This is a genomic window from Candidatus Bathyarchaeota archaeon (assembly GCA_030739585.1).
Taxonomy (GTDB): domain Archaea; phylum Thermoproteota; class Bathyarchaeia; order TCS64; family TCS64.
In genome coordinates this window covers 1-14,179 of record JASLYX010000006.1, presented here as the reverse complement: position 1 = coordinate 14,179, position 14,179 = coordinate 1, and the positions used below count along the sequence as shown (strand labels likewise).

At 48.8% G+C, this 14,179-nt stretch carries 17 protein-coding genes and 1 pseudogene; 8 read left to right on the top strand and 10 right to left on the bottom strand.

Features of this window, described 5'->3' with window-relative positions; all coding sequences use genetic code 11:
- Positions 1-539 precede the first annotated feature (539 nt).
- Entirely contained in the window at positions 540-899 is a 360-nt protein-coding gene (locus QGG23_06060; protein MDP6048989.1) for a YbjQ family protein, read from the top strand.
- Between the two features lie 174 nt (positions 900-1,073).
- On the opposite strand, the pseudogene QGG23_06055 reads toward QGG23_06060, so the two are convergent.
- The 7 genes and pseudogenes from QGG23_06055 to QGG23_06025 all read right to left on the bottom strand — a co-directional run bounded on the left by QGG23_06055 (position 1,074) and on the right by QGG23_06025 (position 6,087).
- Positions 1,074-1,253 (bottom strand): annotated as a pseudogene (locus QGG23_06055) (heavy metal-binding domain-containing protein).
- A gap of 55 nt (positions 1,254-1,308) precedes the next feature.
- Entirely contained in the window at positions 1,309-1,428 is a 120-nt protein-coding gene (locus QGG23_06050) for a zinc-ribbon domain-containing protein (protein MDP6048988.1), read from the bottom strand.
- A gap of 349 nt (positions 1,429-1,777) precedes the next feature.
- Positions 1,778-3,271: an amidohydrolase family protein gene (locus tag QGG23_06045; GenBank protein MDP6048987.1), complete on the bottom strand. Its 1,494-nt coding sequence runs from the start codon at positions 3,269-3,271 to the stop codon at positions 1,778-1,780.
- Between the two features lies 1 nt (position 3,272).
- Positions 3,273-4,739, bottom strand: coding sequence for a chlorohydrolase family protein (locus QGG23_06040; GenBank protein MDP6048986.1), 1,467 nt, complete (start codon positions 4,737-4,739; stop codon positions 3,273-3,275).
- A gap of 121 nt (positions 4,740-4,860) precedes the next feature.
- Positions 4,861-5,040 carry a tautomerase family protein gene (locus tag QGG23_06035; GenBank protein MDP6048985.1) on the bottom strand — a complete coding sequence of 60 codons (180 nt, stop codon included), beginning with the start codon at positions 5,038-5,040 and terminating at the stop codon, positions 4,861-4,863.
- Between the two features lie 98 nt (positions 5,041-5,138).
- Positions 5,139-5,303, bottom strand: coding sequence for a hypothetical protein (locus tag QGG23_06030; GenBank protein MDP6048984.1), 165 nt, complete (start codon positions 5,301-5,303; stop codon positions 5,139-5,141).
- A 91-nt stretch (positions 5,304-5,394) separates the two neighbouring features.
- A complete protein-coding gene (locus QGG23_06025; GenBank protein ID MDP6048983.1) occupies positions 5,395-6,087 on the bottom strand; it encodes a TIGR00266 family protein in 693 nt (230 codons plus the stop codon).
- Between the two features lie 110 nt (positions 6,088-6,197).
- Here QGG23_06025 and QGG23_06020 point away from each other — a divergent pair, with 110 nt between their 5' ends.
- The 3 genes from QGG23_06020 (at position 6,198) to QGG23_06010 (ending at position 8,708) form a co-directional block, all read left to right on the top strand.
- Positions 6,198-6,377, top strand: coding sequence for a hypothetical protein (locus QGG23_06020; GenBank protein ID MDP6048982.1), 180 nt, complete (start codon positions 6,198-6,200; stop codon positions 6,375-6,377).
- A complete protein-coding gene (locus QGG23_06015; protein MDP6048981.1) occupies positions 6,377-7,684 on the top strand; it encodes an amidase in 1,308 nt (435 codons plus the stop codon). Before QGG23_06020 ends, QGG23_06015 begins: the two co-directional genes overlap by 1 nt.
- A 193-nt stretch (positions 7,685-7,877) precedes the next feature.
- Positions 7,878-8,708 (top strand): aldo/keto reductase, encoded by an 831-nt coding sequence (locus QGG23_06010; protein MDP6048980.1) that lies wholly within the window; start codon positions 7,878-7,880, stop codon positions 8,706-8,708.
- 35 nt (positions 8,709-8,743) lie between these two features.
- Here the strand turns inward: QGG23_06010 and QGG23_06005 are convergent, their stop codons facing one another.
- Positions 8,744-8,896, bottom strand: a complete 153-nt coding sequence (locus QGG23_06005; protein MDP6048979.1) for a hypothetical protein — start codon at positions 8,894-8,896, stop codon at positions 8,744-8,746.
- A gap of 252 nt (positions 8,897-9,148) precedes the next feature.
- Here QGG23_06005 and QGG23_06000 point away from each other — a divergent pair, with 252 nt between their 5' ends.
- Both QGG23_06000 and QGG23_05995 read left to right on the top strand, forming a co-directional pair.
- Positions 9,149-9,487 carry an S-adenosylmethionine decarboxylase gene (locus QGG23_06000; GenBank protein ID MDP6048978.1) on the top strand — a complete coding sequence of 113 codons (339 nt, stop codon included), beginning with the start codon at positions 9,149-9,151 and terminating at the stop codon, positions 9,485-9,487.
- Positions 9,488-9,564: 77 nt separating this feature from the next.
- A complete protein-coding gene (locus QGG23_05995) occupies positions 9,565-10,296 on the top strand; it encodes a (5-formylfuran-3-yl)methyl phosphate synthase (GenBank protein MDP6048977.1) in 732 nt (243 codons plus the stop codon).
- Here the strand turns inward: QGG23_05995 and QGG23_05990 are convergent.
- Together QGG23_05990 and QGG23_05985 are read right to left on the bottom strand one after the other, a co-directional pair.
- Entirely contained in the window at positions 10,286-10,954 is a 669-nt protein-coding gene (locus tag QGG23_05990) for a delta 1-pyrroline-5-carboxylate synthetase (GenBank protein ID MDP6048976.1), read from the bottom strand. The two genes, QGG23_05995 and QGG23_05990, sit on opposite strands and share 11 nt — an antisense overlap.
- A complete protein-coding gene (locus QGG23_05985; protein ID MDP6048975.1) occupies positions 10,939-12,018 on the bottom strand; it encodes a hydantoinase/oxoprolinase family protein in 1,080 nt (359 codons plus the stop codon). Before QGG23_05985 ends, QGG23_05990 begins: the two co-directional genes overlap by 16 nt.
- Before the next feature lie 77 nt (positions 12,019-12,095).
- Here QGG23_05985 and QGG23_05980 point away from each other — a divergent pair, with 77 nt between their 5' ends.
- A complete protein-coding gene (locus QGG23_05980; protein ID MDP6048974.1) occupies positions 12,096-12,833 on the top strand; it encodes a HisA/HisF-related TIM barrel protein in 738 nt (245 codons plus the stop codon).
- Positions 12,834-13,406: 573 nt separating this feature from the next.
- Positions 13,407-14,179: DNA adenine methylase (locus QGG23_05975; protein MDP6048973.1), on the top strand; the 773-nt coding region annotated here is incomplete at its 3' end.

Genomic DNA, 14,179 nt, shown 5'->3' with positions numbered 1-14,179 from the left:
TCAGATAGGTGGAGGCTGACACCAACTAATATGTGAGTCCCCGCAATGTCATATTTCACCAACTCCACAATAAACACTTCTATACTCTACATCTCGATAACCCAAGGCGGTCTTAGATATGCAAAGGTCGTATCCGGCACGCAGTAGTCTACCTTTGCTTAGTGTTCTTCGGGGTCCACAAAGACGGCGGTCCCCGTGACGGATATTATGACGATACTCATCTTGCCGCCCACTTCAGATGCGAGATGCACATGGTCCAATATCCATGTATAAGGATCGCTCTGGAAAGAAATGGGCTTTGATGGATGTCAAAGGTGAACGATCTGCATATGATAACGAACGGTCTCTATATGAACTCTGGGAAATTAGTTCAGAATGGGAAGAATGGATTGAATATAAGTAGAACTGAAGCACTAAGAGAAGGGGCAAGATTACTATTACGAACACAAATTGGTACGTTACCTGGGTCTCCAAAGAGATATCACGCTTAAATGCCTTTATTACTGTCAGGACATGATTTATTATGGTGAATAAAAAAAATGATTAGTAGTGATAAGATAGTTACCACCCCGTCAATACAGGGATATAAAATAACAAAGGTACTTGGATTAGTAACCGGGTTATCTCCGAGAACAAGGGGAGTCGGAGGACAGATCTGGGGATCGATCGAAGCTCTTCGAGGCGGTGAGGTTTCTGCTTTCACGGTAGAGATAGAAAAAGCTAGACTCGAAGCTATAAAACGTGTCATTGAAAATGCAGAGAAACTAGGTGCTAACGCTATCGTTGGGATAGACTTAGAGACCTCTGAAATGGGTTCAGCGAAGATGAGTATCATGGTCATCTCAGCCACGGGAACTGCCGTAGTGGTTGAACCAGAACCAACACGTTACTCCCATTAACGCTGAAAAGACATGTCCACCTATTAGGTAAAGACGAACTTTTAGCGGATCTGATAAGCGAAGTGCAATCTAAATAAGGTCTTAAGACTTTATCTTTTCTTAACTCATACTGGAAACTGAATGTCCTCTACGGAATGATCTTGCTCATATCGTTCAACATATCACTCTTTAGTTTTACACACTATATGTCTCAAGGTCAATCCCCACTATAGCGTTGTCCCCCAGAGCTAAGGCCTTGTTCTTCACCCTCTCTATAGCCTCCATCCTCGCCTTCTCGAGCTCTGTAGTGAAGGCCGTTACCTCCCCATCTAATATAGATTCGATTCCGGCTATGACTTTCCCAATAACGCCCCAGGTCCGTGGAGTGAGACCAAGTCACAACCCCCATAACCTTTTTGATCTTGTATCCCTAGATTGTGGGCGTCGTGGTTATAATGAAGTCTAGAGCCTCAGGGGAGATAGTCGTGCCGCAGTCAGAGCAGAATTTATGGTTGTCCTTGATCTCGTCTCCGCAAAACTGGCAATTCAAACATCAATCACTTGGGTAGTTTTTGCGCAAATTCATTACAAAGCAGATCATGCCTCAGGGGAAGTATGGCTTGTTCAGTAATTCAGGTATTTCACCCAAGTAGTCTCCCTGGTCCATAAAGAGTAGGTCTTTCATCCTCAGGAATGGTGTATTTAGGGGAGACGGGGTGTTATCTACACCGTTCACCTTCTGGTATAGACGTCGCCCCTAGATGTCATCTGCGATGAATGTTAGTATCATGGGCTTATTCTTAGAAGCTTTGAGGTGTGTATTTGCGTCATCCATAATCCCACATGGGTGTCAAGCGCAGCATTGTAGACCGTCACGGGGATATCGGAAGGTATGATCATTACTCCTCGTAGTGGATCCCATGCCAGAAATTGTGGTCCGCCTCCTTGTATTTCTCTAGGTCTACTCGATCAAAAGCATTTTCGGCCTCCTCCCGAGCAAGCTTCATTACTTTTTCCCTGTCAATACTCAAGATTTCCCTTTTCTCCATCAGAATCACTCCATCTACCATAACAGTGTCCACGTCGTTGCCGTTGGCATAGTAAGCGAGAAGATTTGGGACAAAAGTCTCCGGGGAGAGGTGGGGCTTATCAAGGTTCACCAGAGTAACGTCAGCCTTTTTCCCGGGCTCTAGGGAGCCGACCTCATCACTCATGCCGAGGACTCTTGCAGCATCAATGGTGACCATCCTGAGGGCTTTTCCCACAGGGAGTACAGTCTGAGTGCCGTGGATCATCCATTGGTGCCACATTGCTCGGTGGATGTCTTTGAAGATGTCAAAACTGAAGCGGGGAGCAGAACCGTCGGTGGATATTGAGACATTTGCTCCCGCCTCCAGTAACCCCATGATCGGGGGGTAGCCGTACCAGACGTTCTCGGCGGTGGAGGGAGCGGTTGCGACGCCGCACTGGTTCCTGCCTAGGGCCTCCACCTCCCGGGAGCTAAGACCGTTCCCATGGGCCACCACCACGTCGGGTCCTAGGAGCCCATCTACTGTCTCCTCTCCAAAGTTTTCCAAGGCGAATTCAACTGATCCCGCGAAGATGTGAGTATGAATCTGGACCCCGTAAAGGTCTGCAAGTTCCCTCATCTCCTCACCTCTCTCCACCATAACGGGGATGTCTTCCGGCTTGTATTCATAAGCGAATCTGCCTCGATTCGTGTGGCGTCCGAAGAGGTAAGCCGGAGCGAGGGCTATCTTGATTCGTCCGTTTGCACCCTTGTGCCACTTCTTGATGACCTCCACGGAGTTGGCGACCGCATCCTCGTGGGTGAAGGTCCTCTCGAACCACTGGCCGCCCTCAAAGTGGGTGCCGCTCCACGGTGTAGGGATGTGGGGAATGAATTGATCCGGGGGGCCTACTCCTAGCACAGCCCTTATGCCGACTTTGGAGTAGGCTTCTGCGTTTCTAATTGCGAATATAGGACTATCGGTGCGAGCAGGAGTGGACCCGATGATAGATGCCCCGGTAGTGACTCCAAAGCTGAGACGCTCGGTGGCGGCGAGTTGGGCCTCGGCGTACCACCACCGGTCGGTAGTGGCGTGCCAATATAGATGGCCCGCTGGCCAGCCATGGATAGGGTGATATAGCCCCCGGATGAGACCGTGGCCTGCATGACCATAGGTATCTACAAGCCCAGGGATGATCGCGGTTCTCCGGGCATCGATAGTTCTTTCCGCGGTGTACTTTTTCCTAAGTCTGTGACAATAATCAACGTCTGTAATCCTATCGCCGGTGATGGCGAGGCCTCCGTCCTTAAGAATTGTGCCAGCTCGGTTCATAGGGAGGAGAGTGCCTCCGAGGACGAGAGTGTCCACGGAAACCTTTGCCAACTTAATATCCCGCCCACTCTTGGTAGGACTCAGCGTAGACTGTGCCGCTCCGTTCCTTCCAGGCTTGGTTCACCTTGTTCGCCTCAGCCGAGAGCTTTTCCTCGTCGAGACCGGAGATTCTCCGGTCCTCTACCAGAGTTTTGCCGTTTACAATGACCGTCTCAATGTCCCTTTGACTCGCGAAGTAGACAAGGGTCCTGATGGGATCGTCGTTCATAGCCGTATGCATCCCCCTGAGGTCTACCACCACAATGTCCGCCTTCGCCCCTGGGGAGAGGCGTCCTAGGTCATCCCTCTCCAATGCCTTTGCGCCCCCTAGGGTGGCGGCATCAAAAACATCTCTGGCTGTAACAGCGGTCCGGTGCCTATCCGCGATCTTTCCTAAAAGGGCTGCACATCTCATCTCCATTATCATGTCCATGGGGAAAGCGTCAGTGCCTATCCCTATATTGATGCCTGCGTTCCGGTACTTGGCATATGTGTGAAGCATCAGCCCGATCCTGGCCCAGATCATGGGGGTGTGTCCTAAGGTGGCCCCGCTCTCCGCCATCATGGTAATGTCGCGGGGATCCCCTATGACGGTGTCGGGGGCAGGGGAAACCGGGTTCATGCTGGTATATAGGGCATGTGTGATGATGGTTTTTGGACCCAAGAACCCGATATCATAGAGGAAGCGGATGGGGGTCCTCCCGTAGCGGCGAAGGCTCTCATAGTACTCTGGGAGATATTGGGAGGTGTGCATATGAATGGGGATGTCCTTCTTCAGGGCTGCGCGCTTCGTCTCACGGAGGAGGTCCTCGGAGCAGGCATCGAACTTGTATGGGAACAGCATTGTCCTCACTCTGTCGTCGTGAGCCCCCTCGTAATCATCACAGAACGTAAGGGCGTCTGCGAGAGCCCTCAACCCCGCCTCCTCATCTAAATAGTATAAGGTCGAGCCATCATCGTTGGTATAGAGCTGCATATCTGTGTGGGGGTGAGAGATATAGGCCCTCGCCCCCATCTCTCCCGCGATGTCAACGAAGAGCTCCGCTTGCCCACGAGGGGGTTGAAACCCAGATGTCCCAAAGCTGGTGATCTCACAGATTGTGGTTGCACCTCCCTTAAGGAGCTCAGCGAAGCTGAAACGGACACTTACGTCAAGATCGTTCCCCTCAAAATATACCTTGGGCTTCTTGAGACCCCTAAGCATGGTCTCCTTAGAGCTCGTTTGTCTTTTCGTTCCCAATCCGTCTGTGCGGAAATGGGTGATACACAGGCTCGTCAAAGCGTGGATGTTCACAAAGCCGGGGCAGACGAGGCGTCCACGGGCCTCAATGGTCTCATCCACTGGATCTCTGAATGATTTCCCAACATATAGGACCAGGTCATCCTCGTAGACAACGACGCCGTCCCGGATTATCCTGTGGCCTACACCATCGAATCCAACCACGTAGCTTGCCTTAATCTTGGTCAGCATGAAGTTCATTCGCCATGTGTCTCTTTCTGCTATATGTTTATGGTAATTTATGATGCTCGTAGGAAACTTGACAAGGCTAACCTAATAGCATGAACTGGAATGGATTGAAAAAATAAAAATGGGCTCTGGTTTAGCCCGAAGGTTTTCCGCTTTTACCCCAACCGGCCTTGTCGAAGTCCTGGATGATAACGGTAACGGCATCTGGGCTACAATTGCATGCTTCGCATATCGCATTGGTCACTAGTTCGATAGTCTTGGCCTTGGTTGCGTTGTCCCTGCCAGCCCACCACTTGATCTCTACTAAAGGCATGTTTTATCCATCTGTATTTCTCTGCGCTGGTTAAGAGGGTTTCCCGTGTGGCTCAAACAATTCCTAGTGGTCGGTCAAAAATATATAGGTGAACTGTTTTAAGTGATCTCGATGAGTAACTCTTCTTTAGGTTCGGATATATCTTTGATAGGTTCTTCTTGATTCCGATGGACATATTCCCTATAATGCCAAGAGGCCACGGTGACCACGCGTGCCGGCTCTAAAATCTGGGATGTATTGTGGCCTTGGGTCTTCCTCTCCAAACTATTAGCGAATTTAAATATGATTTATAATGATTATACTCAGATCTGAATTCTCCTCAGTTGGGTATGCGACGAGCTCAGTGGGAACCAACTATTTATGCGCAGAGATTCTAGGCCTGATTAAGACCCATAACCAGTCAACAAATTCTCTGAGATTTTTAGTCTGAATATAGACTGCCCCTGGGCCCTCAATGTGAGTAACTAGACCTTCTCCACTAAAGATTGTCTCTTTCCAGTCCCCAAACTTCTTGACTTGATAATTACAGGTATCGCTGAAGGCAACTAGGTGAAAGTTGTCAACAACCAGCTTTTCTCCAGGCCCGAGTTTGTGTTCATCGATTGCTCCAAATGTATTAATGAACAGGTCTCCTGATCCGCTTGTTTTGACCATAAAGAGGCCTTGTCCAAAGAGACCCCTACTGAACCCCTCCCATCTGATATCTAATTCAACCTGATTCGAGGATGCCAAATAAGAAGATCTCTCGATGATCCAACCTTGATTTGGGTTTACTTCAAACTTTTTTATATCTCCAATGGGAGCAGCACCGAGGGCGATCTGGCCTTTACCTCCTCTTGACGTAAAATCAGTTACGAAGAGACTTTGACCGCCTAAGAGGCTAGTTTTGAGTGTCCCAAATAGACTCTTCTCTCTAGTACGAGTTTCTACTTCAATATTGGGAGTCATATAGGTTAGCGAACCCGCTTCCCCTGTGATTCTTTCTCCATCATCTAGATCCAAAACCAGCATCGAATAGCTGGGATTATATTTGATCTCATACTCCAAGATATATCAACGAACATAGATGTAGTCTCTTCTACGTTAAAATTAACGCACACGTGGCTGCGTCAACGATAAGTATCACAGAGGCTGAACTAGAGAAGGGACGCTAAGACATGGAGAAACAATTGATTCTAGAGGGGTTGCTAAGCAGAGCGGAGAAGAGTTACGGCCAGCAGGAGGCAAAAAAGCTCAGACCTCTCCTCGAGAGTCTGTCAGAATCCATTTGGAAGGTCCAGGGCTTAGAGTTGGAGCCTGGAGACGATCCCTCCTCGGATCTAGTGGAGGGCAAGTAATGGAGCCCTACGAGTTCACTATCTCAGAGTCCTCCCGCCTTATCAGAGAAGGTACTCTCACTCCAACGGATCTCCTCGAGTCCATCATCCAACGCATTGAGGATCTCGAGTCCACTCTTGAAGCTTGGGTCACCATGGATCAAGATCGCGCCGTCTCCGATGCGGAGGAGCGGACCAAGGAGGCTGTGAATGGATCCCTCAGGGGCCAAGTCCATGGGATACCAATCGGGGTTAAGGATATCTACTTTACCCAGGGGCTGAGGACATCCATGGGCTCCCAGATCTACGCGGACTATGTCCCGGAGTATGACGCCGAGACAGTCGCAATTCTCCGGGAGGCTGGAGCGGTGATTCCTGGGAAAACTGAGACTACAGAGTTCGCTGCACATGATCCCGCACCCACCAGAAACCCTTGGAACATCGGGCATACCCCGGGGGGCTCCAGCAGCGGCTCTGCGGCTGCGGTCTCCGCAGGGATGTGCCCTGCCACTCTAGGCTCCCAAACCGGGGGATCTGTGATACGCCCCGCTGCCTTCTGTGGGGTCGTTGGACTTAAGCCTACATATGACCTTATCAGTCGCCGGGGTATCTTTCCCCTTAGCTGGAGCCTCGATCATGTCGGATTTTTCACCAGAACCGTCGAGGATGCAACAATTATACTTAATGTGCTATCGGGGATAGAGCATCAACCTGAACCTTACCCCGAACCTCCTAAACTGGGGCTATTAAGGGGGTACTACGAAAAAAAAGCTGATGAATTGGTTTGGGAAGGGCTTAAGGACGCGGCAGGCAAGCTTCAAGACTCGGGAGCTGAGGTCATTGATCTAGAGCTACCCCGGAGCTTCGGATATGTCCACCCTTCTCATAGCATCATATTCGCCGCAGAGGCTGCATCGATCCATGAAGAGATCTTTAGGAATAGTAACGGCTTGTACAAGCCTTGGATGAGGAGCCAGATAGAGGCGGGACTCCTAATCCCTACTTCGGCATATCTCAGAGCTAAGCGGTTTAGGGGGATCTTTACCATGGAAGTCAGGGATCTTCTAGGAGAGGTAGACTTTCTCCTTACCCCCTCATCAGTCACTCCTGCCCCCCTAGGGCTTGAATCCACGGGAGACCCGGCGTTCAATGCTCCCTGGAGCTTCTGTGGCTTCCCCGCGATCACGATTCCCTGCGGTCTGACAGGAGAAGGTTTACCTTTAGGCATACAGCTCATAGGGCTCCCCTATGGAGAGGAGGAACTACAATCTACAGCCGGTTGGTGCGAGGAGATACTGGACTTTCCAAAGAAACCACGGACTCCTTGATCAGTTTAGAAAATTGAGAATTGGATTTGAGGGTTTTAGCGAAGTTTAGGCTTCTATCAGATTGAGTCTGCTAATCCCTGTAATCTCTCCGGTCCTCTCATCGATGGTTGCTAGGATCATTTTATTATGTTTTGTACGTGCGTCCTCGAAACACATATCACACACTATTTTCAAACATGTCAGGGGGACATCTATGAATTTTAAGAAGATAACAAAAGATGTCAAAATATCGGCATTGGGCCTAGGCACCTTTGGCATGGGTGAGGGACGAGTAGCTGGTATTTCGGATGATGAGAAGGATGTCGAGGCGATTAGGCTCGGCATCGAACTGGGTATTACTCACATCGACACAGCGGAGCGCTACGCTTCAGGCCACTCTGAGGAGGTAGTCGCCGATGCGATCGAGCCATTCAAAAGGCGAGAACTATTCATTACCACCAAGGTCTGGCACAACCATCTCAGGCATGATGACCTGATAGCTTCATTGGAGGAAAGTCTCAAGCGTCTCCGACAGGACTATGTGGATCTCTACCTCGTTCACTGGCCCAATCCTGAGGTGTCCTTAGAGGAGACTATGGGCGCCCTAGAGTATTGCGCCGAGGAAGGATGGACCCGACAGATAGGCGTAAGCAATTTCTCTGCTGAACTAATAGTTGAGGCCCAGTCCCACCTTAAAGAGCACACGTTGGTCGCTGACCAAGTCCATTATAGCCTACTGAATCAAGATCCCCGCGACGAGATCCTTCCATATTGCCAGAAGAACAACATTATTCTGATTTCGTATACGCCGTTGGCTAGGGGCAAGCTTGCGATGCCGGGAAACTCGGTTCTCGACGAATTGGTTGAGAAATATGATAGAACCCACGCTCAGATCTCATTGAACTGGCTCATCTCCCAGGAGAATGTCGTTGCTATCCCAAAGGCCTCTAATCCTGTTCACCTTAGGGAAAATCTTGGGGCTGTGGATTGGATGCTGGACAAAGAGGATTGGCAGAGGTTATCAGAGTCTTTTACTATAGCCTAGAACTCTTTCGGTGTACGGCTGACCTTATTTTATTTTTACCTGACTTGTCCTTCTATGCCACAGCAACTACATACTATGAATCCGTCTTGGAGCTTTTTCTCGATGAACGCCTTACACTCCTCAACATTGAGGAAAAGGGGTTGCCCGCACTCATAGCATAGTGATTCATCGAAGCCTGTCTCGCTCATCAGATGACAGAATGAATGGCCCATAGATATACCTTTCGACTATTCTTAGGCTATAATCTTCTGATATATCCTTGAAACAGGTAGCGCGTGCAGAGGGAAGTCCAACACCATTTTACCCAATATGATGTGTATAGAGGACTCAAAGGGGACTCCGTTTATGAGACCCAGAGAGTGAGAGGTCCATACATTGAAGCCCAGCTGGATCCTCGCACATCCCTTTTTAGTCTCCTGGCACTTCTTTAGAATCCTGAGATGATCGGCGTACACTTAATCATAGACGGCGTCCTCCATCACAGGGTCGATAAGGAGGTAGGCATACGCATCCTTACGGAACTCCCCGCTCTGATTGGGATGAAGATCCTGGCCGGACCCCTAGTTGTCGAAGGATTACCGGAGAACCCAGGGTGGACTGGCTTTGTAATCATCGATAAGTCCCACATTGCGATCCACACCTTCCACGACGGTAACGGTGTCTGCATCGACGTCTTCTCATGCAAAACCTTTAACGAGGAAGTTGTTTCTTGCTATCTCAAAAAGCATCTTCCCTTGAAGAAGGTGAAATCCCAAGTGCTGGAAAGGTCAGAGAAATGATGCAATCGCCTCATAGATACAAGATGCAAACCTCTTAAACGTGCAACTAGATCGTTCCCCACGTGATCGGTTAACCCATGAAGCTACTAGTGAGCGTGAAGAACATTATTGAGGCCCAGGAGGCGGTCCAAGGTGGCGGCCATATCATTGATGTTAAAAACCCAGACGAGGGGGCCTTGGGAGCAAATTTCCCTTGGGTCATCAAACAGATCAGGAAAGTGGTCCCAAACGAGATAAAGGTGAGCGCTACCATCGGGGATCTCCCCAACCTCCCCGGGGCATCCTCATTAGCAGCCCTCGGAGCAACTGTATCAGGGGCCGACTATATCAAGGCAAGTTTCTTCGGAGTGAAGACCCCATCTGAGGCCGCATTTTTAATAGGAGAGGTCTGCAGGGCCGCCAAAGAGTATTGCGAATCTACAAAGGTGATCGCTGCAGGCTACGCTGACTACGAAAAGATCGGGTGTCTAAGTCCCTTAGAGGTTCCAGCGTTGGCCCACGGAGCTGGAGCTGATGGAGTGATGATCGACGTTAACGTTAAGACCCACGGAGGTCTCTTTGATCTCCTATCAGTTGACGAGTTGAGGGGGTTCGTTGAAGAGTCGCATGGACTCGGTTTGACGGTTTCCCTAGCTGGATCCCTGGACCGGAAAGACTTGGGAGAAGTATTTGACCTCGGAGCTGATATAGTGGGGGTTAGGAAGGCGGTCTGTGGTGACAAGGATCGTCTGAGAGGCGCCGTTTACAGGGAGGCAGTGAGAGAGCTTGTGGAGGAGATCCGCTGCCTTCAAGGTTCAATTAAGCTCTGATCTGCGTGCACCTAGGTAGCTCATTTTCAAGTATTTTCCGGACTCTCTCAGGATACCTCCCGTTAACGACATAACAGTCCAGCCGCTGCTCTGAGACGATCCTGGGCAGATATGTATCCACACTGGTTCTGATGTTTTGTGTTAAGAGCTCGGCTGCAGAAATTTCCTCGATGAGCTCTGCCCTGGAGTCATCTTTTGGATCCCTAGTGTAGACACCATCCACATTGGTTACCAGTATAAGCTTCCTTGAGAGCAGCTCTCCAGCTATGTAAGCGGTTATTGAGTCTGAGGTTACCACCCACGAGTGTGGCAAAGGGTTCGCCCGGAACATCAGCCTTGATGGTAGGAGTATGGGTAGTAGCCCTGCCTTTGAATGCATCTTAGCCCCTTCCAGCGTACAGGTAGTCTGGGAGTTCGGGGTTAGGCTAGACAGTAGAATTCCATACTGGTCCATGGCGAGAATTGCCAAGTTGTGAGCGATGGTGCCTTTGAGATGATATCGTTCATCCAGTTCCCTCACAACATCGGCGAACCTTCCTCCCCCAGGCACAGCGGAAATTCTGTGTGTGCCCGCCACCTTGCCAAGTTCCAAGCATAGGGCTCTTAATTTTGCCGGTTCCTCGGCCAAGCTTCCCCCGATCTTTACTGTGGCATCCATTGTACAGTCATTCCCTCGAGTCTGCTGGCTGCCATAAGGGCGACGCCGACCGAAGGGGAGACTAGAGCCGCATCGGCACCCATTACGTCACCAAGGTCGACGATCTCTTGGAACCCGACTTTCTGAGCCGCGGCCTTCGCTAGAAACTCTCTGCCCATCCCTGTCACTACAACTGGGGGCTCATGTTCATAATTAGTTTTCAATCTAGCTCTAACCTGCTCCAACCCCTCCCCCACCTGTTCAATCTGTCTATTGTAAACTTGGTTAGCTACGTCAACTATCTCTCGCTCGCTGAGCATCTCGATATCGGCGCAGATAACCCTGGCGAGCCGTGCCATAGCCTCACACCTTGTCACATCTCTTCCGTCCGCAGTTTCCACGGTGTAGTCTCCCTTTCTAATGTTCCTTAGGATGAGGTGAACATCTCCCGACTGGGCGAAGAGCTCAGAGGAAACTCTTGCCTTACCGCCTCGAATCTTTATGGAGTCCACTATGGACGCAACGTTGGTCCGCAGAGAGCCTGTGTACACGAGCTCCCCGGTCATAAGCTTCTCTAGGTCGTTCCTCCCTTTTGCGGCAATCTCCCCGTCGACTATGGGGATGATACTAGTAGAGGTGCTCCCAATATCAACCACGATGCAATCTCTAATTCTCTGGGAAACCATCCAACCTGTTGCAACCCAGTTGGCCGCAGCGACCGCTAGAGGATCACTCCTTGCCGCCTCCAAGCTCCTTAATTTAGCGTTAACGTCCAGTACAAAACAGGGGATACCGTTGAGGATCTGCTCAATAGATCCCAAGATATGGTTGACGCCCTCCCTTTTCGTCCTGTAGGCATCAGACAGCTCGGCGGTCATTGTCAGACTGACACCGTCAAGTCTAGAGGGTCCCCTAAGTTGTTTTAAAAGCCCATCCAACATAACCGGGAGTTGATCCAAGGACCTTTTCCAGATGGGGAAATACTGAGAAGCGGTTTTGCCCTTAACTACTAAGTCTCCATCAGTTTCCACATAGGCGGCCTTGGTGTTTACGCCCCCTACGTCGAAACCGAGGATATTCACCATTTCAGGAGTCCTCTGAACCTAGAGCGGAAAGGTTCAAGCTTTTTATCAAGTAGCACAGAGATTCTGCATCTGGAAAGATGCCAATGAAGATCATACCAGTACTGGATCTCTTGAACGGCATTGCTGTTCATGCTATGCACGGAGACAGAAATAAATATCGGCCTCTTAATAGCATCCTCTGGTCCTCACCCGATCCCCTAGAGCTCTCCAAGGTCTTCGCCTCACAGGGATTTCACGAGCTCTACGTGGCGGACCTTGATTCCATATTAGGGAACAAAGAGGACTTTTCCGTGCTTTCCCGGATCTGCTCGGAAACTGAACTTTCCCTTATGGTAGATGCTGGAATTAACGATCTCGGGAAGGCTGAGAGGGTACTTGAAGCAGGGGCGTCTACAATAATCATCGGGACTGAGACTCTCACCGGCCTCGGCTTTGTGGGGGAAGCGATTAAGGCTCTGGGTGAGGATCGAGTGATAGTGAGCATCGATCTGAAAGGGGGAGAATTATTGAGCAAATCCGAAAAGATACGCTCCATGACCCCACCACGTCTGGTGAAGGCTCTCGAGGAGCTTGGAGTCACCAATATTATTGTTCTCGATCTGGCGAGGGTGGGCTCGGAGCAAGGGATCAATATGGGGGTCATCGTGGATATCTTAGAGGAGACTAGGATTGGTGTGATGACTGGAGGAGGTATACGGGGCATCGAGGATCTAGAGAAGGTGAGTAGCCTCGGAGTGTCCGGTGTGCTCATCGCGACAATCCTACATACTGGAAAACTCACAGTAGCTGATTTGGTGTCGAAAGGGTTTCTATGATCTTATGCTGTAAGTATGTTCCTTGGCTAAATGTATGGTAACTTTTGATCGGGTTAAATGAAATTTTAGAGATGAAAAGACCTGGAACACTCGTTAAGGGGCCTTCCGAGCACGAGGGAATCTAACTCCTGCAAAGAAATTTGGAGATAAAGCTATGAAGGAGAATTCATTTAGATGCCCGTTTTTCCTTGCGCTTTTTTCTTTTCTCCGCTCTCTCTTTTTTAGTCAGAGGCTTTTTTTTTGCACTACGCATACCCACTTTAATCGCCAATAGATAGAATACCTTCAATAGTACATAAATTTATCAATTGACGAATACCTGAATCTCGCAAATCAAGATATTTTTTAATTATGTTGAAATAAATCACTTGCGTGGAAAGAAGTTCTACGGAGGATTACCTGGGTAGAAGGATAAAAGAACAACGAAAAAAAGTATTAAAAGAACGAGACCTAGAAGCTCAGATGGTTCAATCCCTGCTTTCACTATTTGGCCCGGATTAATGAAAAAAGCTTACGTCTTTCATTATGGTGAAAAACTATTTTATTGTATCTTCGTAGTATCAACAGCATCCAATGGTAAACGCTATATTGAAATGGGCAGGTGGAAAACGAAAGCGCATCCCTGACATTATTGATTTATTTCCTTCGGATCATAAAGAAAGAACATATCATGAACCATTTATCGGAAGCGGAGCTGTTTTCTTCCATATAACGCCCAAGACAGGCTCAATTAACGACATAATATCTAGATTAATTAATTTCTACATTGTTGTTAGAGATAAACCAGAGGAGCTAATATCTCAAGCTCAACAATATCCCCACGAAAAAGATGTTTTCTACAAACTCCGTGACCATCTAAATCAGGGGAAGCTCACAGATGTAGAGGCGGCTGCACTTTTTCTATATTTTAACAAAACCGCTTTTAATGGATTATACCGTGTGAATTCAAAAGGAGAATTTAACGTACCTTTTGGGACACATAACAATCCAACAATAGTGCCTAAAGACCGAATCCGAGCAGCAAGTCATGTATTAAAGAACGTTGAAATCTTAAACAGAGATTTCTCATATATTGTAGAATATTCGGAACCAGGAGATTTATGCTATTTCGATCCACCTTATGCACCAGTGGGTAATACCTCATATTTCACAGCATATTCTTCAAAGGGATTCAATTTCCTAGAGCAAATAAGACTCAGAGATGTATGTATTGAATTAGATTCGAAAGGCGTCTTGTTTATCCTGAGTAATTCTTATGTTGACCCCATAATCAAGATTTATCAAGAGATTAATAATTTCAAGATGTTTACAGTTCAAGCAAAGCGAGTCATTAGCTCAAAAGCGTC